A 24,190-nucleotide genomic window follows, 5' to 3' on the forward strand; every position below is an offset into this window, starting at 1 on the left:
GAGGGGCCGCGCTTGGGTCCCGTACAATTTAAGACAAATTGCCAGTCTTTGTGCCCCAAATATCCCGGGGGAGTCGCGCAGCGACGGGGGCAGAGCCCCCTTCGACCTCAAGCCACCAGCGATTCAGCGGCTTTGAGATCCACGCTGACCAGCTGGCTCACGCCCTGTTCGGCCATGGTCACGCCGAACAGCCGGTCCATCCGCGCCATGGTCAGGGCGTTATGGGTGATGATCAGGAAGCGCGTTTCGGTGCGGCGGGTCATCTCGTCGAGCAGCTGGCAGAAGCGCACAACGTTGGCGTCGTCGAGCGGCGCGTCGACTTCGTCCAGCACGCAGATCGGCGCGGGATTGGCGAGGAAGACGCCGAAGATCAGCGCCAGCGCGGTCAGGGTCTGCTCGCCGCCGGACAGCAGGGACAGCGAGGACAGCTTCTTGCCGGGCGGTTGGCAGAGGATTTCCAGGCCGGCCTCCAGCGGATCGTCGGATTCCACCAGCACAAGCCGGGCCTCGCCGCCGCCGAAGAGATGGGTGAACAGCGTGGCGAAATTGGCGTGGACCTGATCGAAAGCGGCCAGCAGGCGTTCGCGGCCTTCGCGGTTCAGGGCTGCGATCCCGCCGCGCAGCTTGGCCACGGCGGCTTCCAGATCGGCCTTCTCGGTCACCAAGGTGCCGTGTTCTTCCTCGACCTGCCGCGCGTCTTCCTCGGCGCGCAGGTTGACCGCACCCAGCGCATCGCGCGAGCGGCGGAGGCGGGCGATCTCGGTCTCCAGATGGGTCGAATCGGGGATGGCATCGGCCTCGATCCCCAACTGGTTCAACAGGCCCTGTGGCGTCGCGTCCAGTTCGTCGGCGATGCGGTTGGCGGCGAGGGTGACGGCCTCGCCGGCGGCATCGACGCGGGCTTCGGCGCGGGCCTTGGCCTCGCGGCCCTCGCCGGCGGCACGTTCTGCGGCGCGCTCGGCTTCCTGCGCGGCACGCAGCGCGCTTTCGGCGGAGAGCAGGGCCTCGACGGCGGCGGTGCGGCGTTCTTCGGCCTCGGTAATGGCATCGGACAATTCGGCGCGGCGGGCGAGGATCTCTTCGGGCGCGGCATTGGCTTCGGATAGCTCGTCCTGCGCCTCGTCGGCGCGGCGTTCGAGGTCATTGATCCGGTCGGCGGCATTGGTCTTGCGCGCGGTCCAGCTCTGGATGTCACGCGCCACTTCCTGCGAGCGGGTCCGGCGGGCGGCGCCCTCGCGGCGGATCTCGTCCTGCGCGGCGCGGCGCGACATCATCGCCATCCGCGCGGCTTCGACCTGAGTGCGGATCTGTTCCAGCTTGCCGCGGGCGGCGTCGAGGTCCTCCAGCTCCGCCAGCGCCTCTTCGGCCTCGGCAACGCGGGCCTCGGCCTCTTCGGCGACGGCCTGCATCCGCTCCAGCGCCAGCTCGGCGGTCTCGCGTTTGGACTGCGCGAGGCTCGCCTCGGCCTCGGCCTTCGAGGCGGCACGGCTGGCTTCGGTCAGGCGCTGCTCGGCCGCGCGGCGGGCGTCACGGGCCATGCGGTCGGCCTCGGTCAGCTGGGTCAGCCGCGACTGCCGCTGTTGATGGGCGTCCTGCGCGGCGTCCTGACGGGCTTCGGCTTCCTCCAGCTCGGCGCCGAGTGCATCCAGACGGTTGCGCTGCGTCAGCCGGATCGCGGCGGCGGAGGGGGCATCTTCGCCGCGCTGCATCAGCCCGTCCCAACGCCAGAGGTCGCCGTCACGCGTCACCAGCATCTGGCCGGGGCGCAGCTGGGTGTGCAGGGCCTCGGCATGGGCGGCATCAACCAACCCGATCTGCGACAGGCGGCGGGTCAGCTGCGGCGGGGCGGTGACCTGGCGGGCCAGCGGGTCGGCACGCTCGGGCAGGGGGGCGGCATCGTCATAGCCGGGCAGGGCGCGCCAGCCAGAGCCGGTCTCGGCGGGATCGGCGCGCAGGTCGTCGCCCAAGGCCGCGCCCAGCGCGCGTTCATAGCCGGGGGCCACGCGGACCTCGTCCAGCAGGGCGCCGGCGGAATCCTTGTCGCGCTCGATCAGCCGTTCCAGCGCCGAAACCTCGGCGGAGAGGGCTTTCACCTCGCCCTCGGCGGCGGCGCGGGCGGCGCGGGCTTCGACCTCCTCGGCCTGCGCATCGGCGCGGGCGGCTTCGGTCTCCATCAGCGTTTCTTCCGCCGATTCGAGCAGTTCCTGCGCGGCGTCGCGGGCCTCGGCGGCGGTTTCCTGCGCCTGCTCGGCAGCCTCCAGCGTGGCGGCGGCCTGCGCGGCGTCATCGGCGGCACGCTGGGCCCCGGCAGCGGCCTTCACGCCCTCGGCGCGGGCTTCGCTGGCCTGACGGGTGAGCGATTGGTTGCGGGCGGCAAGGCGCGCGACATCCTCGGTCGCCTCGGTCAGATGCGCCTCGATATCGGCCAGCACGTCCGAGGCCTCGCGCGCGGCTTCGACGGCCTCGGCGAGCTTTTCCTCATGACCCTCGGCGGCGCGGGCGAGCTGTTCCTCTTCCCATTGCAGCCGCTCGATCGTCTCGTCGGCGTCAGTGGCCAGACCCGCCTCACGCTGGGCATCGAGACGCAGCTGCTCGATGCGCATCATCAGGGTCTGCACGGCCTCACGCGCGCGGGCCTCCTGATCGGTCAGGGTGTCGCGTTGAACCTGAAGGCGTTGCAGGATGGCCCCGGCGATGGCCTCTTCCTCACGCAGGGGGGGCAGCGCGTCCTCACGCCCCTCACGCGACGCGCGGGATTCGCGGGCGGCGCGTTCGGCGGCGGCGGCGAGGGTGATCGCCTCGGCCAGCGCGGATTGCACCTGCGCGCGGGCCTGCGCGGCCTCACGCCAACGCTTGTAGAGGATCATCCCCTCGTTCTTGCGCAGCTCGGTGCCGATCTCGCGATAGCGCGCGGCCTGACGGGCCTGCCGGTTCAGCACGGTCAATTGCTGCGCCAGTTGGTCCACCGTATCGCCGACACGGGCGAGGTTCGTCTCGGTCGCGTTGAGCCGCAGCTCGGCCTCGTGCCGGCGCTGGTAGAGGCCCGAGATGCCGGCGGCCTCTTCGAGGATCCGCCGGCGCGCCTTGGGCTTGGCGTTGATCAGTTCCGAGATCTGCCCCTGCCGCACCAGCGCCGGCGAATGCGCGCCGGTCGAGGCATCGGCGAACAGCATCTGCACGTCGCGCGCGCGCACATCCTTGCCGTTGACCTTGTAGGCGGAGCCCGCGTCGCGGGTGATGCGGCGGGTGATCTCCAGCGCATCGGCATCGTTGAACCCGGTGGGCGCCAGACGGTCCGAATTGTCGACGGTCAGCGCGACCTCGGCAAAGGCCCGGGCGCCGCGCGACTTGGTGCCGGCGAAAACCACGTCCTCCATGCCGTTGCCGCGCATGGCGGTCGGCCGGTTCTCGCCCATGACCCAGCGCAGGGCTTCCAACAGGTTCGACTTGCCGCAACCATTGGGCCCGACCACGCCGGTCAGCCCCTCGCGGATCACCAGTTCGGTGGGGTCCACGAAGCTCTTGAATCCGTTCAGGCGCAGGCGGGTGAAATGCAAGGACAGGTCCCTTGGGAAGGCGTGGCGGACAGTGTCTCGACCCCGGCGGGAGGTGTCAAGCTTCGCGCCGGATATGGCGGATTTGCCAAGGTTTATCCACAAGATCTTGGGGCATTGCCGCAACACATTTCGCCCCCTAGGGTAGCGCAAACTGGCAGGTAGGTCATGCAGCTCGACATCGTTTCCGAATCCCCGCGTCAGCCTGAGGTCACGGCGTTGCTTCAGGCCTCGCACGCCTATCTGCAAAGCCTCTACGACCCTGAGGACAACCACTTCCTCTCCGTCGATGCCCTCTGCGCAGCGGACATCCTGTTCTTCGTCGCGCGGCTGGACGGGACCGCCGTGGGCACGGCGGCACTGGCTCTGCGCGACGGCTATGCGGAGGTGAAGTCGATGTATGTCGATCCGGCCAGCCGCGGGCGCGGAGCCGCCAAGGCCCTGATGGAACGCCTGATCGGCGAGGCGGGGCTGCGGGGCTTGCCGATGCTGAAGCTGGAGACCGGGCCGAAGAACATCGACGCCATCGCGCTCTATGCCCGCCACGGGTTCGAGGTCTGCGGCGCCTTCGGGGCCTACCACGCGGTTCCGGCTTCGGTTTTCATGGAGCGGGCCGTGTCGATGCCCGCGCCGCGCCGGGTGCTGCCGACCGAGGATATGTCGGGCGTGCTGGGGCTGCTGCATCAGGCCTTCGCCTATATGGATGGGGTGATCGACCCGCCCTCGTCGCTGCACCGCATGGCGCTGCATGACCTCAAGCGCGACGCCGAGGGCAATGAGCTGTGGGTGATCGACGCGGGGCCTGGCAGTACGCCGGTGGCCTGCATGATCCTGACCGACAAGGGCAACACGCTGTATCTGGGCAAGATGGCGGTGGCCGATAGTCACCGTGGGCAGGGACTGGGGCGGTTGATGATCGCCCATGCCGCCGCGCGGGCGCAGGCTTTGGGCGTGCCCTCGATCACGCTGCAGACGCGGGTCGAGCTGGAGGCGAACCATGAGACCTTCCGCCGCTTCGGCTTCGAGGAGATCGGCCGCACCGCGCATGAAGGCTATGACCGTCCGACCTCGGTGACCTTCCGGATGGGGGTCTGAGGGCGCCGCGGACTGCGACAGCTTGTCACTTCACATTCATTATTTGGAATGCGATAAGAATTCCAGATTGTGAATATGAGGAGCCGAGCCATGAATCCGACCCGTCCATCCGATACCTATTCGCCGATGTACTTCCTGTCCTCGCTGGGGGCTGGCGGTCTGTCGGTGACCTTCTTCATGTGGCTGATGTTCTGGGTGCCGCATCCCGGCCGCACCGTCCCGATCTTCGAAGACATCCTTGCCGCCTTTCAGACCGGCAGCCCGTTGAAACAGGCGATGATCCTCGGCGCCCTGGCCGGTATCGCGCTGTTCGTGGTGCTGAACCTGAAGTCGCTGATCTGGAACCTGAGCCATTTCAGCGCCTGGAAGCGGACCGAGGCCTATCAGAAATTCCTGAAGACCAATGCCCAGAGTCAGCTGATGGCGCTGCCCCTCGCGCTGGCCATGTCGGTGAACGGGCTGTTCATCGCAGGCCTCGTCTTCGTGCCCGGCCTGTGGAACGTCGTTGAATACCTGTTCCCGCTGGCCCTGACCGCCTTCGTGGCCATCGCGGTGCTGGCTTTCCGCCTCTACGGCGACTTTCTGGGGCGCATCAAGGTCGAAGGGGGCTTCAACCACGCTGCCAACAACTCGTTCGGTCAGATCCTGCCCGCCTTCGCCTTCGCCATGGTCGGCGTCGGCATGGCCGCCCCGGCTGCGATGAGCGCCTCGGCCACCGTGGTCGGCCTGTCGATCGTCGCCTCGACCTTCCTGATGATCACCGCGGCGCTGATTGCCGGCGTGGCCCTGATCCTCGGCATCCGGTCGATGCTGGACCATGGCACCAATGCCGAAACCGCCCCGACGCTGATGATCCTGATCCCGCTGATGACCATCCTCGGCATCCTGATGATGCGCCAGTCGCATGGTCTGGGCGTCCAGTTCGAGAACCACTCGACCGATGCCGATACCTTCCTGTTCCTCGCCCGCATGGTCTCGATCCAGGTTGTCTTCGCCCTGTTCGGCTGGCTGATCCTGTCGCGCCACAACTACGGCAAGCGCTTCCTCTGGGGCCGCGAGACCTCGGTGATGAGCTATGCGCTGGTCTGCCCCGGTGTCGGCTTCGTCGTCCTGATGCAGTTCTTCATCCACAAGGGGCTGGTCGCCGTGCACCTCGTCGACAAATTCTCGCCGGCCTATTGGGCGCTGGTCGGGATCGCCCTCGCGGTGCAGGCGGCGATGATCGGGCTGGTGTTCGTGCTGAACCGCCGCCACTTCGGCACCCCTCGTGCCATGGCTGCCGTTCCGGCAGAGTAACTTCCCTCCGAAACACTGATTGGGCGGTCCCTGCGGGGGCCGCCCTTTGCATTCGGATATTCCGATACTTTCGTTGCGTGATCCGCTCGGCTGTGGCTAAGTGGCTCTCCGGGTCCACAGGACCCCGCGCGTTTGGGAGGACGCGCGTCAAATAACGGGAGGATAGCATGCTGAAACAGACCCTGCGCCGCGCGGGACTTGCGGCCGTACTCGCCCTGGCCCCGATGGCCGCGCTGGCCGAGATGCATCACGTCGCCATCCATGTCGACGAGAACGATCCCCAGCGCATGAACATGGCGCTGAACAACGCCAACAACATCATCAGCCATTATGAGGGGCAGGGCGACGAGGTGCAGATCGAGATCGTCACCTACGGTCCGGGCCTGCACATGCTGCGCGCCGATACCTCGCCCGTGGCCGACCGGGTGGCACAGATGTCGCTCGAGCATGAGAACATCGCCTTCTCCGCCTGCAACAACACCCTTCAGGGTATGCAGCGACAAGCGGGCGCCGAGATTGCGCTTCTGTCGGAAGCGCATGTCGTCCCCTCGGGCGCCGTCCGCCTGATCGAGCTGCAGGAGCAGGGCTGGGCCTATCTGCGGCCCTGATCCTACCCCTGCATCCGCGTTCGATGCTTACATCTCGGGATGGCAGGCCGCCTCGGACAACGAGAGCTCCTGATCGCTTTCACGAATGATCCGCCCGTCGCCGATCCCTGCACCGGCGGCGGCGCGGACCGAGTCGGGCCTGAAGCCGAGCGGGACCAGCAGCACCGGAATCTCCGAGGTCCGAAGCCGGCAATCGTTGTAGCGCATCACCTCGACCAGCAGGGCGTCGCCGCTTTCGGCATGGGTGAGGGTGCAGAAGTTCGGCAGCAGCGTCACGTCACCCGGCACCGAGGCATCACCCCGGGCGAAACCGCGCGCGACGGCATCGGCGAGGATGGCGGAATATTCCTCAGGCGTGGTGCCCATATCGGGCATGAAGCGTTCCACCTGTGCGGCGTTCAGAGTGCAGCCATAGGCGCGCAGCATGCCAATAACGGCATGCGTCTTCTCTGGGTCGTTCTCGGCTTGGGCGGTCAGCGGCGCAAGCGCCAGTATCGCCGCGGCGGCGGCGGGCAGGAAACGTGTCATGGTAATACCTCGATTGAAAATATCGGCCTTGAGGCCGCTTTTCAGCGAAGCACCGCCGCGTTGCCCGGTCAACTGACAACGCTGTGCACAACCCATGGTGGCAGGCTTGAGCAGCCCATGAAAAAGGGCCGCGCCCGAAAGCGCGACCCGCTGCCGAAACTCTGTGCCGATCGCCGGGCGATCAGCTGGCTTTCAGAACGCCACGCTCGATCTGGTCGGCCTCGATGGATTCGAACAGGGCTTTGAAGTTGCCCTCGCCGAAACCGTCATCGCCCTTGCGCTGGATGAATTCGAAGAAGATCGGCCCGATCACGGTTTTCGAGAAGATCTGCAGCAGGATCCGCGTCTCACCGCCATCGACCACGCCTTCGCCGTCAATGAGGATGCCATGCTTCTGCATCTTCTCCAGCGGCTCGGTATGGCCGGTAACGCGCTCGGCGCTCATCTCATAATACGAGGCCGGGGGCGCGGGCATGAACTTGATGCCCTTCTCGGCAATCGCATCGGTCGAGGCATAGATATCCTCGGTGCCGACGGCGATATGCTGGATGCCTTCGCCCTTGTAGCGCTTGAGGTACTCGACGATCTGCCCGGTCTCGCCGCGATCCTCGTTGATCGGGATGCGGATGCGACCGTCCGGCGAGGTCAGCGCGCGGCTGGTGAGGCCGGTGTACTTGCCCGAGATGTCGAAGAAGCGGATTTCCCGGAAGTTGAACAGGTCGCCGTAGAACTTGAACCAGACGTCCATGTTGCCCTTGTGGACATTGTGGGTCAGGTGGTCGAGGTAATAGAAACCGACGCCCTTGGGATGGGCCGAGGCCAGCCAGTCGAACTCGGCGTTATAGACCGAGCCTTCCCAGTAATGATCGACGAAATAGATCAGGCTGCCGCCGATGCCGAGGATCGCCGGGACGTCCATGGTCTTGCCCGCGCCCTCATAGGGCTTCGCGCCCTTCGAGACGGCGTGGTTGAAGGCATGCTGCGCATCGGCCACGCGCCAGGCCATCGAGGGGGCGCAGGGACCGTGCTCCTCGACGAAGCTGCGGGCATGGCTGCCGGGCTCGTCGTTCAGGATGTAGGTGACATCGCCCTGCTGCCAGACCTCGATATCCTTGGTCTTGTGCTTGGCGACCTTGGCGTAACCCATGCGGGTGAAGAGATCGCGCAGGGTATCCGGCTCGGGATGGGCGAATTCGACGAATTCGAAGCCGTCGGTGCCGGCCGGGTTCTCGTCGCTGATCTGCGCGCGGGGGGCGTTATGCGGGAAGGGACCCATGGCATCCTCCTGTTGATGTATCTTGCGTCCATCTTACGCCGAGGTCCTTGCGTCAGGGGCGCGAAATGGGGCAGCGTGGGGCCGGTGAATGCGCGAATTGCGCATCAAAGGGCGCCGGGGCGCGAGGACTTCCGATGATCGACGAGATGGATGCGAAAATTCTGGCGGCCGTCCAGCAAAACGCCATGCTCACCGCGCAGGAGCTGGGCGAGCGTATCAACCTCTCCCCCAGCCAGGCCGCCCGCCGCCGCGCGCGGCTCGAGGCCGAGGGCTACGTCACTGCCTATTACGCGCGGCTGGACCCATCGAAGATGGGGCTGTCGGTACAGGCTTTCGTGCAAGTGCAGATGGCGACACATACGCCGGACAAGGCAAAAAGCTTCGAACGGCTGATTGCCACTCTGCCCGAGATCGTCTCCAGCTGGACCCTGACCGGCGAAGCCGATTACCTGCTGCGCGTGTGGTGCAGTGATCTTGGCGCGCTGAACGTGCTGATCCATGAGCGGCTGCTGCCTCATCCCGCCGTGGCGCGGGTACAGAGTCAGATCGTCATGAACCAGTTGAAGACCTTCGCGGGGCTGCCGATCTAGAAAGCAGGGGCTTTGCCCCTCGGCCTGCGGCCTCACCCCAGGATACTTGGAGAGCAAAGATGGGCAATTTGAGTCAAATTGTCCGCATCTCGCGGCGGCCCCCTCATCTTTGCTCCGAAAATATCCCGGGGGAGCCGAAGGCGGGGGCAGAGCCCCCATCGCGCTATCCGAACGTGACGCCGTCGGCCCAATCGACCCCCCGACGCAGCTCGCCCGGTTCCATCGGCTTCTTCCCCTCGCGCTGGGCGCGACCGATGGCGATAGCCCCCTCGCCACAGGCAATCGTCAGGTCGTGCAGCAGCGTACCCGGCGCGCCGTTCTCGGCGATGGCCACGGCGTTCAGCAGCTTCAGCCGGCCCGTCGGCGTCTCGCACCAGGCGCCGGGAAAGGGTGAGAGGCCGCGGATCTTGCGCGCGACCTCGTCGGCCGGGCGGGTCCAGTCGATCCGTGCCTCCGCCTTGTCGATCTTGGCGGCATAGGTGACGCCGGCTTCAGGCTGCGGCTCGGGCGTCAGGTCGGGCAGTTGGTCCAGTGCGGTCAGGATCAGCTCCGCCCCCATCAGCGACAGGCGGTCATGCAGTTGATCCGTGGTTTCCTCACGCCCGATCGGGGTGGCTTGGCGCATCAGGACCGGGCCGGTGTCGAGCCCCGCCTCCATCTGCATGATGCAAATGCCCGTCTCGGCATCGCCCGCGAGGATCGCGCGGTGGATCGGGGCGGCACCGCGCCAGCGGGGCAACAGCGAGGCGTGGATGTTGAGGCAGCCCTGTGTCGGCGCATCCAGCACCGGCTGCGGCAGGATCAGCCCATAAGCAACGACGACCGCCACATCTGCCTTGAGGGCCGCGAAGTCGGCTTGCTCTTCGGCCCCTTTGAGCGAGACCGGGTGCCGCACCGGTAGCCCCAGCTCCAGCGCGCGGGCGTGGACCGGGGTCGGGCGGTCCTTCTTGCCGCGACCGGCGGGGCGCGGCGGCTGGCAATAGACGCAGACCACCTCATGCGCGGAATGCAGCGCCTCCAGCACCGGCACCGAGAAATCCGGGGTTCCCATGAAGATCACGCGCATCGGGGCCTCCTGCCTTGACGGGTCGCTTGGGCCCATGGCTGGCCCGCGCTATACAGGCGTCAGCTAGCAGGTGCGGGACCGGAGGTGCAAGGATGCGGCTGATATGGAGCGGACTTGCCGTGCTGGTCGCGTTGGGCTGGGCCGCGATGTATGTCTACATCGGTGGGCTCGCCTGTGCCTTTGGGTCGGCCGGGGGTGATTGCTCGATCCCGCTGCCGTGGCAGCTGCGTGGGGAGGATCTGCAATTCCTCGTGCTGGTGCCGGGCGGCGTGCTGGCCTTGCTGCTGCTGATGGCCTGGCGCGCCGGGAGGTGCTGAGGCTCAGCCGGCGATCTTCTTGGCCTTCCGCAACAGGATGTCGCGCTTCATCTTGCTCAGGCGGTCGAAATACATCTTGCCATCGAGATGGTCGATCTGGTGCTGCACCGAGGTCGCCCAGAGGCCGACGAAATCGCGCTCCTCGATCTCACCGGCTTCGTTCAGGAAGCGCACGGTGACGGCGCGCGGCCGCTCGATCGTCGCGTGAGCGCCCGGCAGGTTCGGCGAGGCCTCGTCATGGGCGCGCAGCTGGACCGAGGCATGCAGCACTTCGGGATTGGCCATGCGCACCACCTGCCCGCGCGCCTCGGAGGCATCGACGACGGCCAGCCGCTGCATCACGCCGATCTGCACGGCGGCGAGGCCCACGCCGGGCATCGCCTCCATCGTGTCGATCATGTCGGTCCAGATCGCGCGGATCTCGTCGGTGATGGCCTCGACGGGGGCGGCCTTGGTGCGCAGGCGTGCGTCGGGCCAGGGCAGGCAGCGGCGGATCATTCGTGTCCCAGTCTTTCCAGCAGTGGTTCGGCGGCGGCGCGGGCGCCGGGGTCCATCAGGTCGATGCACAGCCGACCGTTCAGATGGTCCAATTCGTGTTGGACCGCAATGGCTTCGAAACCCGAGAACATCTCGGTCACTTCCAGCCCGTCCAGATCGAGAGAGCGCAGGATCACCCAATCGGGCCGGGCCACAAGCGCGGGAACGCCGGGGATCGACAGGCAGCCCTCGGTGTTGATCGCCAGCGATTCCGAGGCCGAGAGGATCTCAGGGTCGATGAAGACGCGCGGGTTGGGCGTGCCGCTCTTCCAGTCGCAATCCATCACGAACAGGCGTTTGGACAGACCGATCTGCGGCGCCGCAAGGCCCCGGCCCGTGGCGTCGTACATCGTCTCCAGCATGTCCTCGGCCAGCTGACGGGTCTCGGCATCGACGCCGTTCAGCGGCTCGGCGGTACGGCGAAGCACCGGGTCAGGGTACAGGACGATGGGCAGAATGGACATGAGACTGGCGCTAACACCCGGTTTCCCGCCCGTCTATCGCCCAAACGGGTGGACAGGGCTGTTTTTCCGCATGCGGCTCACCGGCCAGGGGCGGCACCAGCAACCCAGAGGCGATCCGCCCCAAAAGCCACGGCATCGGCGGGATGCGCGAGAGCGGCGCGGTGACCCGGTCGCGGAACCACGCCATCGCGGCACTGTCGGATTGGTATTGTGGGGTCAGGAAGCGGCTGGCGGCTTGATAGATCGCCAGATGCCCACGCCGCATCGTCGCATAGAGGGCAGGGGCGTCTTGCGCCTCGGTCTGATCCAGCGCGCGGGCGAGGGCCAGCGCGTCCAGCAGCGCCATGTTCGCCCCTTGGCCCAGCTGGGGACTGGCGCGATGGGCGGCATCGCCGAGATGCACCAGCCGGTCGCCGATCGGGCGGTACAGGGTGCCGTGGGAATAGCGGGCGAAGGTCATCTGCGCCGGGTCGGTGATCTGTGCCGCGAAGGGCGCAAGCTGCGGCCAAAGGGCCGTCATCTCGGCCTTCCACGGCGACAGGCCCTCGGTCTGCCAGCGGGGGAGGTCCTCGGCCTTCAGCGACCAGAAGAAGGCGGCGCGTTGGGTGTCGTCCTCGGGAAGGTGGCCGATGGGCAGCACGCCGACCATGCGGCGGGCCGCGACATAGCGTTGGCTCAGGCGGTCGTTCGGCAGGTCGGTGTCGGGCCAGTCCAGCGTCGTCCACAAGGCGCCAAAGGGCAGGGGGCGCGAGACCAGCGGCGACAACGGGGAATGCGAGCCGAGCGCATCGACCAGCAGGTCGAAGGGCCCCAACCGCGTCCCATCCGCAAGGCGCAGCCAGCGGCCGGAGGCGTCGACCTCGGTCCCTGTTACCTCGCTGGCGGGACGGACCGAGGGGCCGAGGGCAAGGAGCCGTTCATGCAGCAGATGGAACAGCGCCGACCGATGGATGCCGATGCCATGCAGCCCGGCCCCGCCCGCATCGTAGCGCACATTCAACGTGCCCGCGCCGGTCGGGGCCTCGATCCCGTGCAGCACGCGGATGGGGGTGCCGAAGCGGCGCAACGCCGTGCCGCAGCCCAGCCAGTCCAGCACCCGCTGACCCACAGGCTGGATCACCAGACCCGAGCCCAGCGGTCGCGGGGCCTCGAACCGGTCGCAGATGGTGACGGAATGTCCGGCAAGGGTCAGCGCGATTGCCGAGGCCAGCCCGCCGATCCCGGCTCCGGCGACCCCGATGCGCAGACCCTGTGCCATGGCTCAGCCCCGCGCGCGCTCGCGCTTGAGCTTCTCCATGCGGCGCGTGATCATCTGCCGCTTGATCGGTCCGAGGTAATCGATGAACAGCTTGCCGTTCAGGTGATCCAGCTCATGCTGCGCGCAGGTCGCCCAGAGGCCCGAGAATTCTTCCTCGTGCAGCTGGTTGTCCAGCCCCAGCCAACGCATCCGGACCGAGGCCGGGCGCGTCACATCCGCGAATTGGTCGGGGATCGACAGGCAGCCTTCCTCATAGGTGTTCAGATCGTCCGAGGACCAGGTGATCTCAGGGTTGATCAGCACCATCGGCTTCGGTGCGACATCGTCTTCCTTGACGCAATCCATCACGAAGAGGCGCTGCATGACGCCGATCTGCGGCGCGGCCAGACCGATGCCGGGCGCGTCATACATGGTCTCCAGCATATCCTCGGCCAGCTGCCCCAGCTCAGGCGGGATACCGCCTTCGATGGGGGCGCAGACCTTTTTCAGGCGCGGATCGGGGTGCAGAACGATGGGTTTCAGGCTCATGCCGATGATCTAGGCGATTGCCCGGGTTTTCGCAACATTCCGCGCGGGGTCGCGAGGGTCTTGCCGGCGTGCCGCCGCTGATTTGATCAAAGTCGCATTTGTGGGGTTGCACGCGGCGCCCCGGCGGGCATTCTGCGACACATGTTAAGGAGATCGGCATGAATTTCGACGAGATCATCGACCGTCGCGGCACCCACTCGGCCAAGTGGGACATGATGGAATCCCTGTATGGCGTTTCGCCGTCCGAGGGCATCCCGATGTGGGTGGCCGACATGGATTTCCGCCCGCCGCAGGTGGTGACCGACGCGCTGCAGGGCATGAAGGATCACGGGGTCTTCGGCTATTTCGGCGATGACCGGGCCTACAAGGCCTCGATCGACTGGTGGCTGACCAACCGCCACGGCTGGCATGTCGAGCCCGAGTGGATCTTCACCACCCACGGTCTGGTCAACGGCACCGCCCTGTGCCTGCACACCTGGACCAAGCCCGGCGACGGCGTCGTGCTGTTCACCCCGGTCTACCATGTCTTCGCGAAGATCACGAAGGCCGCCGGCCGGACCGTGACCGAATGCCCGCTGGCCTTCGAGGACGGGCGCTATGTCATGGATCTGGAGGACGCGGCCAAGCGTCTGACCGGCAACGAGAAGGTCGTGGTAATCTCGTCGCCGCACAACCCGGGCGGCCGTTGCTGGACCGTGGACGAGCTGAAGGCGCTGGGCGCGTTCTGCAAGGCGCATGATCTGCTGCTGATCTCGGACGAGATCCATTGCGACCTGATCTTCCCGGGTCAGAAACATGTGCCCGCCGCGCTGGCGCTGCCGGACATGATGGACCGGCTGGTGCTGATGACCGCGCCGACCAAAACCTTCAATATCGCCGGTGCCCACAACGGCAACGTCATTGTGCCGGACCCTGAGCTGCGCAAGGCGTTCGAGCAGACGATGATCGGCCTCGGGATCTCGCCCAGTTCCTTCGGGGTGACGATGGAGACCGCCGCCTATTCGCCCGAGGGTGCGGAATGGGTCGATGCGCTGATGGCCTATCTGGAAGAGAACCGGAAGATCTTCGACGCGGGCGTGAATGCGATCCCCGGCCTGAAGTCGATGCCGCTCGAGGCGACCTATCTGGCGTGGGTGGATTTCTCGGGCACCGGGATGGAGGCGGCCGAGATCGCCCGCCGAATCGAGAAGGAAGCGAAGATCGCCGTGAACCATGGCGCAACCTTCGGCACCGGGGGCGAGAGCTTCATGCGCTTCAACCTCGCGACCCGGAAAGAGCTGGTGCAGGAAGCCGTCAGCCGCCTGACTGCGGCGTTCGGCGATCTTCAGTAAGCAGGCGCTGTTTATGGAAGGGGCCGGGGGTGTCCTCCGGCCCCTTGCCTTTGCGCGAAGCCGCGTGGCGCTGGGCCGCGGAACGGCGATCCGACCGTCGAGCGTAGCGCTTTATGCCAGCCAAGTCCGCGCACCTGCCGATCGGAGCGCGTGCATCGACAAATCGCCGGTCCGGGGGGCGGCCCGGCGATGCGCGGCGGCCTTCGGCCTTGATTCCGCGCTGCACCGCTCCGCAGCAAAAAGGGCCCCGAAAGGCCCCTTCATGTTTCGCAATATTCCGAAATAGCTCTTAGGCCGGGCGCGGCAGGAAGCCGTCGGGCTCGGGCCGCTCGATCACGTAATCCGGGATCGGCGCCTGATGGACCGGCGTCTCGCGCTTGAACTCGTAGGTCATCTGCCCGCCCTCGTCCGAGGCGGCGATGATCAGCGCGTGCAGCAGATGCCGCGGGCCGTCATAGATGTCCACGAAGCCGCGCAGCACCGGCAGGCGCCCGGTCTCGACGGTGAAGCCGCTCTCGCCGAGGGCGAGGATCGGATAGGCGTCCTCGCCGATATGCACCGACAGCCGCGAGCTCTTGCGCAACGCGCGCGTCTGGGCCGCTTGCAGACCCTTCCGAATGTCTTCGGGCAGAAACTCGAACATGATGGACCTCCCGATTCCGTCTCGTGCCATCGTCACGAGTCATCGTGGTGAAAACAAGTTAGCCATTTGTCTCGCGCGTGGAATTTTTCCATGTGTGTCTGTGCACATTTTGTGCGCATCCGCGACAACGGGGTTATGGTTGACCGCGCCTTCCGAAACCCCAACTTGAGGCCAAAGGAGTTTCACCATGGGCAGATTGGTTGACGGCCGCTGGCTGGACGAATGGTACGACACCGCCTCGACCGGCGGGAAATTCAAACGATCCGAGGCGAGCTGGCGCAACTGGCTGACCGCCGACGGCAGTGCGGGTCCGACCGGCACCGGCGGCTTCAAGGCCGAGAGCGGGCGCTACCATCTCTATGTCTCGCTGGCCTGCCCTTGGGCGCATCGCACGCTGATCTTCCGCGCGCTGAAGGGGCTGGAGGCGCATATCGACGTCTCCGTCGTGCATCCGGACATGCTGTCTAACGGCTGGGAATTCCGCACGGATTTCCCCGGCGCGACGGGCGATGCACTGTTCGGCAACGATTACCTGCATCAGGTCTACACCCGCGCCGATCCGCTGATGTCGGGCCGGGTCACCGTGCCGATCCTGTGGGACAAGCAGCAGAACACCATCGTCTCGAATGAGAGCTCCGAGATCATCCGGATGCTTAATTCGGCTTTTGACGAAATTACCGGCAATACGCTCGACTTCTGGCCCGAGGACCTGCGCGAGGCCATCGAGCCTGTCAACGCGCGGATCTATGACACGGTGAACAACGGCGTCTACAAATCCGGTTTCGCCACCACGCAGGAAGCCTATGACGAGGCCGTTCACCCGCTGTTCGACACGCTCGACTGGCTGGAAGATCGCTTGTCCGGCCAACGCTTCCTGATGGGCGATCGCGTGACCGAGGCCGACTGGCGCCTCTTCACCACGCTGGTTCGGTTCGACGCGGTCTACCACGGGCATTTCAAATGCAACCGGCGCCGGATCGTCGATTACCCGCAGCTGTGGGACTACACCCGCGCGCTGTATCAGGTGCCCGGCGTGGCCGCGACGGTCGATCTGGACCACATCACCCGGCACTACCATTACAGCCACGACACCATCAATCCGAACCGCATTGTCCCGGTCGGCCCGGTGCTGGATTTCACCGCGCCGCATCAACGGGGCGACGTCCTGGCGAGCGCCGGCTGAGCGTCCGACGCCTCGGCAAGTGATTCGAGAAATCAGAGCCCGCGTGTCCCTCTGGACGCGCGGGTTTTGTCTTGGATCGGGCTAACTGTTCCCAATTGAGTGATAATTTTAGAAAAATGCGGTCGTTGTCAAAAAGTCCGCAGTCAATCACTTGACGATACGGAACTCGCCTCTAGGTTTAGTTTGAAGCTTTAACATGTTTAACGAAAAATTGGCTTCTTGAGCGCAGTACCAGTGTATCCACCCGCCGCAGTCTGGCCAAGATACAGAGAAAAGCCTTGTCCCTTCACTTTCCCTCCCAGTCCGCGGCAATCTGGACGGTCGCGAAAAAGCTGGGCATCGATCTTCCCACGGTCATCCGCGACGGCGACATGACGCCCGAGGATCTGGCCGGCATGCTGCGCGCCTGCGCCCATTGTTGGCACGGACGCAAATGCGCTCGATGGCAGGAAGGCAGTGACCACGCTGCGATGGCCAGCTTCTGTCCCAGCGCCGAGACGGTGAACGCTCTCGCCCAGCCTGAGACAGCGCCGGACGGGGCGGCACGCCGGCCCTATTTGCGCGCGGTACGCTGAACGACAAAGGGACCCCGCAGGATCCCGTTCTCATCGACAGTCAGTGGGCCGAATGTAAGGCCGCGGTTCTGCAAGGCTTGCCGAGCTGCGCGGAGGCGAGATGGGATATCTTCCCGGCTGACAAGATCCGGCTTCACCCCGCACAGCTTTGCACCGTCCGTTATTGCTGAAAGGCGTCTATGGCGCCTGCAATCGCATGCTCGGCGCTGTCAGCGCCTTGTCTGTAAGCCAAGTCGACCAAGTCAGACGCGCCAGACCAGGCAGGGGTATCATCGCAGCCAGCCGCGAAGCGTGCTCAGCGATCGTATCCTGATTCAAATCCTTCCGACGAAGAGCGACGGTCAGATCAAGCTCGAAATCCTGAACCCTTGCCCGGCAGGGCATGCGAGGCGCTTCCCGCCAGATCCCGCGCAGGAAATCTCAGGGTTCAAGTGCCTTCGGGGCGCGACTGACGGCCAGCCGCGCCCCGATCAGAGGGGGCTTATTGCTGGAACAATTGCTCCGGCAGCCACATGGCAATCCCGGGGAACAGCAAGATCAGCAGCACCACGCTCAGCTGCATCAGCACGAAGGGCACGACCCCGCGATAGATGTCCCGCATCGACACGAGGTTCCCGGCCGCGCCCTTAAGATAGAACAGCGCGAAGCCGAAGGGCGGAGTCAGGAAGCTGGTCTGCAAGTTCACCGTGATCATGATCGCCACCCAGAAGATGATCTCTTCCTGCGGGATGTGATCGCCCAGATCCATCACCCGAAGGATCGGGGCGAAGATCGGCAGCAGGATCAGCGTGATCTCGATCCAGTCGAAGAAGAAGCCCATGACGAAGACCATCATCATCAGGGCCAGCAGCAGGCCGTAGTCCCCGAAGGGAAGGCTGCGGGCGACCTCGACGACGAAATGCTCGCCGCCGACGATGCGGAAGACATAGGCGAAGGCCGTGGCGCCGACGAAGATGAAGAACAACATCCCCAGCGAGGTGACAGCACTGTCCTGTGCCTCGGTCATGGCCTTCATCGACAGACGGCCCCGGGCGAGACCCAGCAGGATCGACGCGGCGACGCCGACGCCACCGGCCTCGGTCGGTGTGGCGACCCCGCCAAGGATCGAGCCCAGAACCGCAATGATCAGGGCCAGCGGTGCCAGCACCGACAGCGCCGTTTCGCGCAACGAGACGCGATCCTCGGGGCCCGCCGGCGGCAGCCTCGGGGCGATCGAGGGCTGCAACGTGGCGCGGATCAGGATGTAGAGCATGTACATGAGCGACAGCAGCAGACCCGGCACCAGCGCGGCCACGAACAGCCGGCCCAGCGAGATCGACAGCAAGTCGCCCATGAAGACCAGCATGACCGACGGCGGGATCAGGATGCCCAACGTGCCCGACGAGGCCACGGTCCCGGCGGCGAGGCCCGGGTCGTAGCCTTTCTCGATCATGGTCGGGATGGCCATCATCGACAGCATCACCACCGACGCGCCGATGATCCCGGTCGCGGCAGCGAGGATCGTGCCCATGGCCACGACAGCCAGCGCGAGGCCGCCCGGCACGCGGCGCAGCAGGCGCTGCATGGTCAGCAAGAGGTCTTCTGCCAGACGGGTCTTGTCCATGATCACCCCCATCAGGATGAACATCGGGGCCGCGACCAGCACCTGGTTCTCGATCACCCCGGAATAGATCCGGTTGGGCAAAAGGGTGGCCTGCACCAGCCGCATCTCGCCCAGCGAAATCGCAAGGATCGAGAAGACGAGGCTTATGCCCATCAACACGATGGCCACCGGCACGCCTGAGAACATGCCGACGACGAGGAAGGCGAACATGCCGCCCGGCAGGGCGGAGATCAGAAGGTCGGTCATGCGCGCGCACTCCACGGGTCGGTCAGTAGGTCGGGGCGGCGCAGGGCCACCAGCACGCGCAGGAAGACAGAGGTAGCGCCCACGAGGGTCAGGAACGCGCCGAAGGGGATCACCGACTTGATGATCCAGCGATGCGACAGGCCGATCCCGCCGGGGCTACCTTCGCCACGGATGAACGACCGGTGCGCAAAGTCGATGCCGAACCAGATCAGCCCGGCCATGAAGGGCAGCAGGAACAGGGCGATGGCCAGCAGCTCCAGCTTCATCCGGGTGCGTTCGTGAAAGCGCGACGAGACGAGGTCGATGCGCACATGGGCGTTGTTGATATAGGCCCAGCCAAAGCAAAGCATCGCGATCGCGCCATGCAGGTGCCATTGCAGTTCTTGCAGCTGGAACGAGCCGGTATCGACGTAGCGGCGGCCGATCACGTCGTAGAGGATCACCGCCATCAGCACCAGCAGCAGCCAGCCGCTGAGCCGGGCGAAGAACCGGCAGGGAAGGGAAAGCCAATTGGCCAGGGCCAGCAGGCGGGACATGGGCAGGCTCCGTCAGGGCAAGGAAGGGTCGGCACGGCGGCGCGCCTTGGGGCGCGGGGCCGACGAAAGGTCCCGGCCGACACCAGCCGGCCGGGACGAAAGCGGTCAGTCGATATAGGCGATGTCCGACCAGATCGCGAAGTTCTGGCGGAACTGCGACAGGCTTTCCCAGACGCGCGCGAAATCGGCATCGGCCGCGGATTGCTCGGCCACGACCTCGTCCCAGGCGCCTTCGAAAGCGGCCATCATCTCGTCGTTCCACGAGTGGAACTGCACGCCGCGCTCGCGCAGGGTCTCCATCGCCGCAACCTGGATCGCTTCACCTTCCGCCATCGAGAAGGTGACGTTGGCGGCGCAGGCCATCTGGATCGAGGCGCGGTTGGCGTCGCTCAGGCCATCCCAGACGTCCTGGTTGATGATGAAGGTCGCCAGCGAAGTCTGCTGGTGCCAGCCGGGGAAATAGTAATGGCTGGCGTATTCGTTCATGCCGAGGGCAAGGTCGATCGCCGGGAAGGACATCTCGGCCGCGTCGATCGAGCCGAGGCGCAGACCGGTCATCGTATCCGCCGGGGCCAGCGACTGCGCGCGCACGCCCAGCTTCTCCATCACCTGCGCGCCGAGGCCGAAGACCCGCATGCGCAGCCCGTCAAGATCGGCGGGGGTGTTGATCTCGCGCGCGAACCAGCCCGAGGCCTCGGGGACGAAGACGGCGCAGAGTTCGCTGTGGATGTTGTAGGGCGCGGTGATCTCGGCCCAGAGTTCCTGCCCGCCGCCGTGGTACCACCAGGCGGTATAGGCGCGAATATCCGGGCCGAAGGGCACCGAGGTGAACAGCGGCGCGGCGGGGATCACGCCCTGCGCGAAGCCCGGCGAATACCAGCCGGCATCCACGGCGCCGGTCGAGATGGCATCCCACATCTCGTTGCCGCTGACGATGGCGTTGGGCTCGTTGAATTCGATCTGAAGGTCGCCCCCGGTCATGGCGGCGACCTGCTCGGTCAGGTGCAGGCCCGTCTCGCCGATTACCGGCAGGGATGAGGCATAGACGCTCTGCATTACGAGGGTGTCGGCCCCGGCACCCTGTGCAAGGGCCGTCAGGGCAAGGGCGGTAAGCGCGGTTCTCATGGTTTCCTCCCGAAATCCGTGGCCGCTGCTTGGGATCGGCGGCCGTCTCCTCCACTATCCACAATATGGACATTGTGAACCCGTGAAAGATAGGCGGAACACGAACTTCCTGTAAAGCTATTATTGTGGTTTCGAGGATTCTGGAGATTTTGCTTGCAGTTCTGAAATCGGATTGTCATGGTTTCCCTTAAATAGGTATCCATATAGTGGACATCATGTCGGAAGCTGCCAGCGGAAGTCAGAGCATCGATCGCGCCTTGGCGTTGTTGTCATTGGTCGCGGGGCAGGGCGGGGCTGAGGTGCCGATGCCCGTCCTGACGAAGGAAACGGGCCTCAGCCGACCGACGATTCGGCGAATCATGCTGGCCCTGATCCGCGCCGGCTATGTCGAGCAGGCGCCGGGTGGCGGCTATTTCCCCGGCCCCGAATGTCTGGTGCTGGGGGCGATGGCCTCGCGCCGGCACAACCTTCTGGACCTGTCGATGGACGGCGTGATCGCATTGGCGGCCGAGAGTGGCGACAGCGCTTTCGTCTCGGTGCGCAGCGGCTCGCATTCGGTTTGCCTGCACCGCGAGGAAGGCGATTTCCCGATCCGTACCCATGTGCTGCAGCCCGGTGCGCGCCACCCGTTGGGCGTGGGAGCCGGCGCGATGGCGATGCTGGCCGCCCTGCCTGACGAGGACGTGGAGTTCGTCCTTGCCCAGACCCGCGAAGAGATCGAGCGCAAGTATCCGCTGTTCGACGACGCCTTCCTGCGCACCGAGCTGGCCGCCACGCGTGAGCGCGGCTGGACCGTCAATCCCGGCATGTATGTCGCCAATTCCTGGGCGATCGGCCTGCCGATCCTCGGGCCCGGCGGAACCGTTCTCGGCTCGTTGTCCATCGCTGCGATCGACAGCCGCATGACACCCGAGCGCCAGCCCGAACTGGCGCGGATGCTGCGCCGCGAGGTTGCGCGCATCGAAACTCGGCTGCAGGCGCCAGCGCGTCCGGCCGCCAAAGCACCCGGCGCCTGATCGCGCCACACCTATCCGGAGGAGAAATTCGCATGGCTCAGGAAGCCTCAATCATCGGCTGGTCGCACAGCCCGTTCGGCAAGCTGGACATCCCTGACACCGAGGGCCTGATCGCCGCCACCGTCCCCGCCGCGCTGGACCATGCCGGCGTCGACGCGTCGGAGGTGGATGGCATCTTCCTCGGGACCTACAACAGCGGCTTTGTCCCCCAGAGCTTCGAGGCCGGTCTCGTCGGCATGGCCGTGCCCGCGCTGCGCCATGTGCCGGCGGCGCGTTTGGAGAATGCCTGCGCCACTGGCTCCGCCGCGTTGTATTCGGCATTGGATTTCCTCGCCTCGGGGCGCGGGCGTGTCGCGCTGGTCGTGGGCGTCGAGAAAATGACGACCCTGCCGCCTGCGGATGCCGCCGCGCTGATGATCCACGGCAGCTACACGCCCGAGGAAGGCCATTTCACCCCCGGTTTCGCCGGCGTCTTCGGCCATATCGCCCAGAGCTATTTCCAGCGTTTCGGCGATCAGTCCGATGCCTTGGCGATGATCGCCGCCAAGAACCATCGCCACGCCACGCTGAACCCGCTGGCGCATATGCCCAAGGATCTGGGCTTCGACTTCTGCAACACGGTCAGCGACAAGAACCCGCTGGTCGCCGGCCCCTTGCGGCGCACCGATTGCTCGCCGATCTCGGACGGGGCGGCGGTTCTGGTGTTGGCGGTGGACGACGTGGCGCAGGGTGCGAAACGCGCGATCCGCTTCCGCGCCCGCAAGCAGGCCAATGATTTCATGGCCCTGTCTCGGCGTGAGGCCCCCTATGTCTTCGAGGGTGCGGCGCAGGCCTGGGCCGGGGCCTTGGCCGAGGCGGGTCTGGGGCTTGATGATCTCGACCTCGTTGAAACCCATGACTGCTTTACCATCGCCGAGATGCTGGAATACGAGGCGATGGGCCTCGCCCCGCGCGGCGAAGGGCATCGCCTCATCCGTGACGGCGTGACCACCCGTGAGGGACGGCTGCCGGTGAACCCGTCGGGCGGGTTGAAGGCGCGCGGCCATCCCTTGGGTGCGACCGGCGTGTCGATGCATGTGATGGCGGCGATGCAGCTCGCCGGTGAGGCCGGCGCGATGCAGATCGAGGGCGCGACCAAAGCGGGCGTCTTCAACATGGGCGGCGCGGCCGTGGCCAACTACACCTCGATCCTGGAGCGCACGCAATGACGGCCTCTCTGTCCTGGCCCAGCTCGACCCGGGTGCCGAACATCGCCTATTTCCTGACGCGCAACGCGCGGCGCCAGCCGGATGCCGTGGCCATCGTCTATGACGGTCGCACCTGGACCTGGGCCGAATTCGACGCCCGCGTCAGTGCCCTCGCCGCCGCCCTGACAGGCGAATTGGGCCTCCAGCGCGGCGACCGGGTGCTGGTGCAATCCGCCAACAACCATCAGATGCTGGAGATCATGATGGCGGTGTTCCGCGCGGGCCTTGTCTGGGCCCCCGCCAACTTCCGCCAGAGCCCCGACGAGGTCGCCTTCCAATGCGGCAAGTCCCGTGCGCGGGCGCTGTTCGTGGAAACCGGCTTCCCCGGCCATGCCGAGGCCTGTCGTGCCATGGTCGACCATGTCGTCGCCATCGGTGGTCTGCCCGGCGCGCTGGATTATGAGGATCTGGTCGCCCGGCATCTGGGGCAGGATCCCGGCAATGCCGAGGTCGAGCGGGATGACACCTGCTGGCTGTTCTTCACCTCGGGTTCGACCGGGCGGCCGAAGGCGGTGGCGCTGACCCATGGCCAGCTGACCTTCACCATCCTCAACCACATCAGCGACCTGATGCCGGGGCTGGGGCTACAGGACGCGAGCCTCGTGGTTGCGCCGCTGAGCCACGGCGCCGCCGCGCATCAGATGGCGCAGATCGCCGCCGGGGCAAAAAGCGTGATCCTGCCGCAGGGCCGCTTCGATCCGGCCGTGGCGTGGAAAGCCGTGGCCGATTGGCGGGTGACCAACATGTTCACCGTGCCGACCATCGTGAAGATGCTGGTGGAGCATCCGTCGGTCGCGGATCACGACCATTCCAGCTTGAAGCAGGTGGTCTATGCCGGCGCGCCCATGTACCGCGCCGATCAGAAGCGGGCGCTGGAGACGCTGGGCTCGGTGCTGGTGCAATACTACGGGCTGGGCGAGGTCACCGGCGCGATCACCGTGCTGCGGCCCGAGGATCACACGCTGTCCGACGGCCCCGAGTCCCGCCCCGGCACCTGCGGGGTCGAGCGCACGGGCATCCAGATCACCATTCAGGACGACGAGGGGCGCATCCTGTCGCCCGGCGAGACGGGCGAGATCTGCGTGGTCGGCCCGGCGGTGTTCCCCGGTTATGACGATGACGCCGGCGCCAATGCCAAGAGCTTCCGCAACGGCTGGTTCCGCACCGGAGACCTCGGCCATACCGATCCGCAGGGGTTCCTGTATATCACCGGGCGCGCGTCCGACATGTACATCTCGGGCGGCTCGAACGTCTATCCGCGCGAGATCGAGGAAGTTCTGCTGACCTTCCCCGGCCTGTCCGAAGTCGCCATCCTCGGCGTGCCGGACCTGCGGTGGGGCGAGGTGGGCCTCTGTGTCTGCGTGGCCGAACCCGGCACCGCGCTGGCCGAAGAGGCGCTGCGCCAGCATCTCGACGGCCGGGTCGCCAAGTACAAGCTGCCCAGCTATTTCGTCTTCCTCGACGAGATGCCGAAGACCGCCTACGGCAAGATCACCAAGAAGCTGGTGCGCGAGGAGTTGACCGCGCGTGGCCTGATCCCCGATCCCAGCCCGGCGGGGGCCTGAGCG

Annotated in this window: 23 protein-coding genes; 11 read left to right on the plus strand and 12 right to left on the minus strand. The window is 66.1% G+C overall.

Going from position 1 to position 24,190, the window contains the following annotated elements:
- Positions 1 to 107 precede the first annotated feature (107 nt).
- Positions 108 to 3,557: a chromosome segregation SMC family protein gene (locus tag BCY78_RS05810; RefSeq protein WP_068299140.1), complete on the minus strand. Its 3,450-nt coding sequence runs from the start codon at positions 3,555 to 3,557 to the stop codon at positions 108 to 110.
- A gap of 165 nt (positions 3,558 to 3,722) precedes the next feature.
- Here BCY78_RS05810 and BCY78_RS26300 point away from each other — a divergent pair, with 165 nt between their 5' ends.
- The 3 genes from BCY78_RS26300 to BCY78_RS05825 all read left to right on the plus strand — a co-directional run bounded on the left by BCY78_RS26300 (position 3,723) and on the right by BCY78_RS05825 (position 6,553).
- On the plus strand, positions 3,723 to 4,649 hold the full coding sequence (locus BCY78_RS26300) for a GNAT family N-acetyltransferase (protein ID WP_083194842.1): 927 nt from the start codon (positions 3,723 to 3,725) through the stop codon (positions 4,647 to 4,649).
- 90 nt (positions 4,650 to 4,739) lie between these two features.
- Complete coding sequence (locus BCY78_RS05820; protein WP_068299143.1) at positions 4,740 to 5,945, plus strand: hypothetical protein; 1,206 nt, start codon at positions 4,740 to 4,742, stop codon at positions 5,943 to 5,945.
- 167 nt (positions 5,946 to 6,112) lie between these two features.
- On the plus strand, positions 6,113 to 6,553 hold the full coding sequence (locus BCY78_RS05825) for a DsrE family protein (RefSeq protein ID WP_083194843.1): 441 nt from the start codon (positions 6,113 to 6,115) through the stop codon (positions 6,551 to 6,553).
- Positions 6,554 to 6,580: 27 nt separating this feature from the next.
- On the opposite strand, the gene BCY78_RS05830 is transcribed toward BCY78_RS05825, so the two are convergent.
- Positions 6,581 to 7,081 (minus strand): hypothetical protein, encoded by a 501-nt coding sequence (locus BCY78_RS05830; RefSeq protein ID WP_068299145.1) that lies wholly within the window; start codon positions 7,079 to 7,081, stop codon positions 6,581 to 6,583.
- Between the two features lie 181 nt (positions 7,082 to 7,262).
- A complete protein-coding gene (gene hppD, locus BCY78_RS05835; protein ID WP_068299148.1) occupies positions 7,263 to 8,357 on the minus strand; it encodes a 4-hydroxyphenylpyruvate dioxygenase in 1,095 nt (364 codons plus the stop codon).
- A gap of 134 nt (positions 8,358 to 8,491) precedes the next feature.
- Between hppD and BCY78_RS05840 the strand changes: the two genes are divergently transcribed.
- Positions 8,492 to 8,947, plus strand: coding sequence for an Lrp/AsnC family transcriptional regulator (locus BCY78_RS05840; protein ID WP_068299151.1), 456 nt, complete (start codon positions 8,492 to 8,494; stop codon positions 8,945 to 8,947).
- A 163-nt stretch (positions 8,948 to 9,110) separates the two neighbouring features.
- Here the strand turns inward: BCY78_RS05840 and fmt are convergent, their stop codons facing one another.
- On the minus strand, positions 9,111 to 10,013 hold the full coding sequence (gene fmt, locus BCY78_RS05845) for a methionyl-tRNA formyltransferase (RefSeq protein ID WP_068299155.1): 903 nt from the start codon (positions 10,011 to 10,013) through the stop codon (positions 9,111 to 9,113).
- Positions 10,014 to 10,105: 92 nt separating this feature from the next.
- Between fmt and BCY78_RS05850 the strand changes: the two genes are divergently transcribed.
- Positions 10,106 to 10,330 carry a methionine synthase gene (locus BCY78_RS05850; protein WP_068299158.1) on the plus strand — a complete coding sequence of 75 codons (225 nt, stop codon included), beginning with the start codon at positions 10,106 to 10,108 and terminating at the stop codon, positions 10,328 to 10,330.
- Positions 10,331 to 10,333: 3 nt separating this feature from the next.
- Here the strand turns inward: BCY78_RS05850 and def (BCY78_RS05855) are convergent, their stop codons facing one another.
- From def (BCY78_RS05855) to def (BCY78_RS05870), 4 genes are read right to left on the minus strand one after another with little or no spacing between them, the layout of a single operon-like run.
- Positions 10,334 to 10,828 (minus strand): peptide deformylase, encoded by a 495-nt coding sequence (gene def, locus BCY78_RS05855; protein WP_068299160.1) that lies wholly within the window; start codon positions 10,826 to 10,828, stop codon positions 10,334 to 10,336.
- Entirely contained in the window at positions 10,825 to 11,331 is a 507-nt protein-coding gene (def, locus tag BCY78_RS05860; protein ID WP_068299162.1) for a peptide deformylase, read from the minus strand. The genes def (BCY78_RS05855) and def (BCY78_RS05860) overlap by 4 nt, the downstream gene beginning before the upstream one ends.
- Before the next feature lie 10 nt (positions 11,332 to 11,341).
- Complete coding sequence (locus BCY78_RS05865; protein WP_068299164.1) at positions 11,342 to 12,589, minus strand: NAD(P)/FAD-dependent oxidoreductase; 1,248 nt, start codon at positions 12,587 to 12,589, stop codon at positions 11,342 to 11,344.
- A gap of 3 nt (positions 12,590 to 12,592) precedes the next feature.
- On the minus strand, positions 12,593 to 13,117 hold the full coding sequence (def, locus tag BCY78_RS05870) for a peptide deformylase (RefSeq protein WP_068299166.1): 525 nt from the start codon (positions 13,115 to 13,117) through the stop codon (positions 12,593 to 12,595).
- A 158-nt stretch (positions 13,118 to 13,275) separates the two neighbouring features.
- Here def (BCY78_RS05870) and BCY78_RS05875 point away from each other — a divergent pair, with 158 nt between their 5' ends.
- Entirely contained in the window at positions 13,276 to 14,448 is a 1,173-nt protein-coding gene (locus BCY78_RS05875) for a MalY/PatB family protein (RefSeq protein ID WP_068299168.1), read from the plus strand.
- A gap of 289 nt (positions 14,449 to 14,737) precedes the next feature.
- Here BCY78_RS05875 and BCY78_RS05880 read toward each other — a convergent pair whose 3' ends face one another.
- Positions 14,738 to 15,091, minus strand: a complete 354-nt coding sequence (locus tag BCY78_RS05880; protein ID WP_068299170.1) for a hypothetical protein — start codon at positions 15,089 to 15,091, stop codon at positions 14,738 to 14,740.
- Between the two features lie 187 nt (positions 15,092 to 15,278).
- On the opposite strand from BCY78_RS05880, the gene BCY78_RS05885 reads away from it, so the two are divergent.
- Positions 15,279 to 16,274, plus strand: coding sequence for a glutathione S-transferase family protein (locus BCY78_RS05885; RefSeq protein WP_068299171.1), 996 nt, complete (start codon positions 15,279 to 15,281; stop codon positions 16,272 to 16,274).
- Between the two features lie 278 nt (positions 16,275 to 16,552).
- Positions 16,553 to 16,849 carry a DUF6455 family protein gene (locus BCY78_RS05890; protein WP_068299174.1) on the plus strand — a complete coding sequence of 99 codons (297 nt, stop codon included), beginning with the start codon at positions 16,553 to 16,555 and terminating at the stop codon, positions 16,847 to 16,849.
- A gap of 481 nt (positions 16,850 to 17,330) precedes the next feature.
- Here BCY78_RS05890 and BCY78_RS05895 read toward each other — a convergent pair whose 3' ends face one another.
- From BCY78_RS05895 to BCY78_RS05905, 3 genes are all read right to left on the minus strand, one after another.
- Complete coding sequence (locus tag BCY78_RS05895; protein WP_068299178.1) at positions 17,331 to 18,698, minus strand: TRAP transporter large permease subunit; 1,368 nt, start codon at positions 18,696 to 18,698, stop codon at positions 17,331 to 17,333.
- Positions 18,695 to 19,234: a TRAP transporter small permease subunit gene (locus BCY78_RS05900; protein WP_068299183.1), complete on the minus strand. Its 540-nt coding sequence runs from the start codon at positions 19,232 to 19,234 to the stop codon at positions 18,695 to 18,697. The genes BCY78_RS05895 and BCY78_RS05900 overlap by 4 nt, the downstream gene beginning before the upstream one ends.
- Positions 19,235 to 19,339: 105 nt before the next feature.
- Positions 19,340 to 20,359, minus strand: coding sequence for a TRAP transporter substrate-binding protein (locus BCY78_RS05905; RefSeq protein ID WP_068299186.1), 1,020 nt, complete (start codon positions 20,357 to 20,359; stop codon positions 19,340 to 19,342).
- Between the two features lie 215 nt (positions 20,360 to 20,574).
- Between BCY78_RS05905 and BCY78_RS05910 the strand changes: the two genes are divergently transcribed.
- Genes BCY78_RS05910 through BCY78_RS05920 form a run of 3 tightly spaced genes read left to right on the plus strand, consistent with a single transcriptional unit; the run spans position 20,575 to position 24,187 of the window.
- Positions 20,575 to 21,375, plus strand: a complete 801-nt coding sequence (locus BCY78_RS05910; RefSeq protein ID WP_068299372.1) for an IclR family transcriptional regulator — start codon at positions 20,575 to 20,577, stop codon at positions 21,373 to 21,375.
- 32 nt (positions 21,376 to 21,407) lie between these two features.
- Entirely contained in the window at positions 21,408 to 22,583 is a 1,176-nt protein-coding gene (locus tag BCY78_RS05915) for an acetyl-CoA acetyltransferase (protein ID WP_068299189.1), read from the plus strand.
- Positions 22,580 to 24,187 carry an acyl-CoA synthetase gene (locus BCY78_RS05920; RefSeq protein ID WP_068299193.1) on the plus strand — a complete coding sequence of 536 codons (1,608 nt, stop codon included), beginning with the start codon at positions 22,580 to 22,582 and terminating at the stop codon, positions 24,185 to 24,187. Before BCY78_RS05915 ends, BCY78_RS05920 begins: the two co-directional genes overlap by 4 nt.
- Positions 24,188 to 24,190: the final 3 nt, after the last annotated feature.

This window comes from Pararhodobacter sp. CCB-MM2, assembly GCF_001691415.1.
In the GTDB taxonomy this organism is placed as follows: domain Bacteria; phylum Pseudomonadota; class Alphaproteobacteria; order Rhodobacterales; family Rhodobacteraceae; genus Pararhodobacter.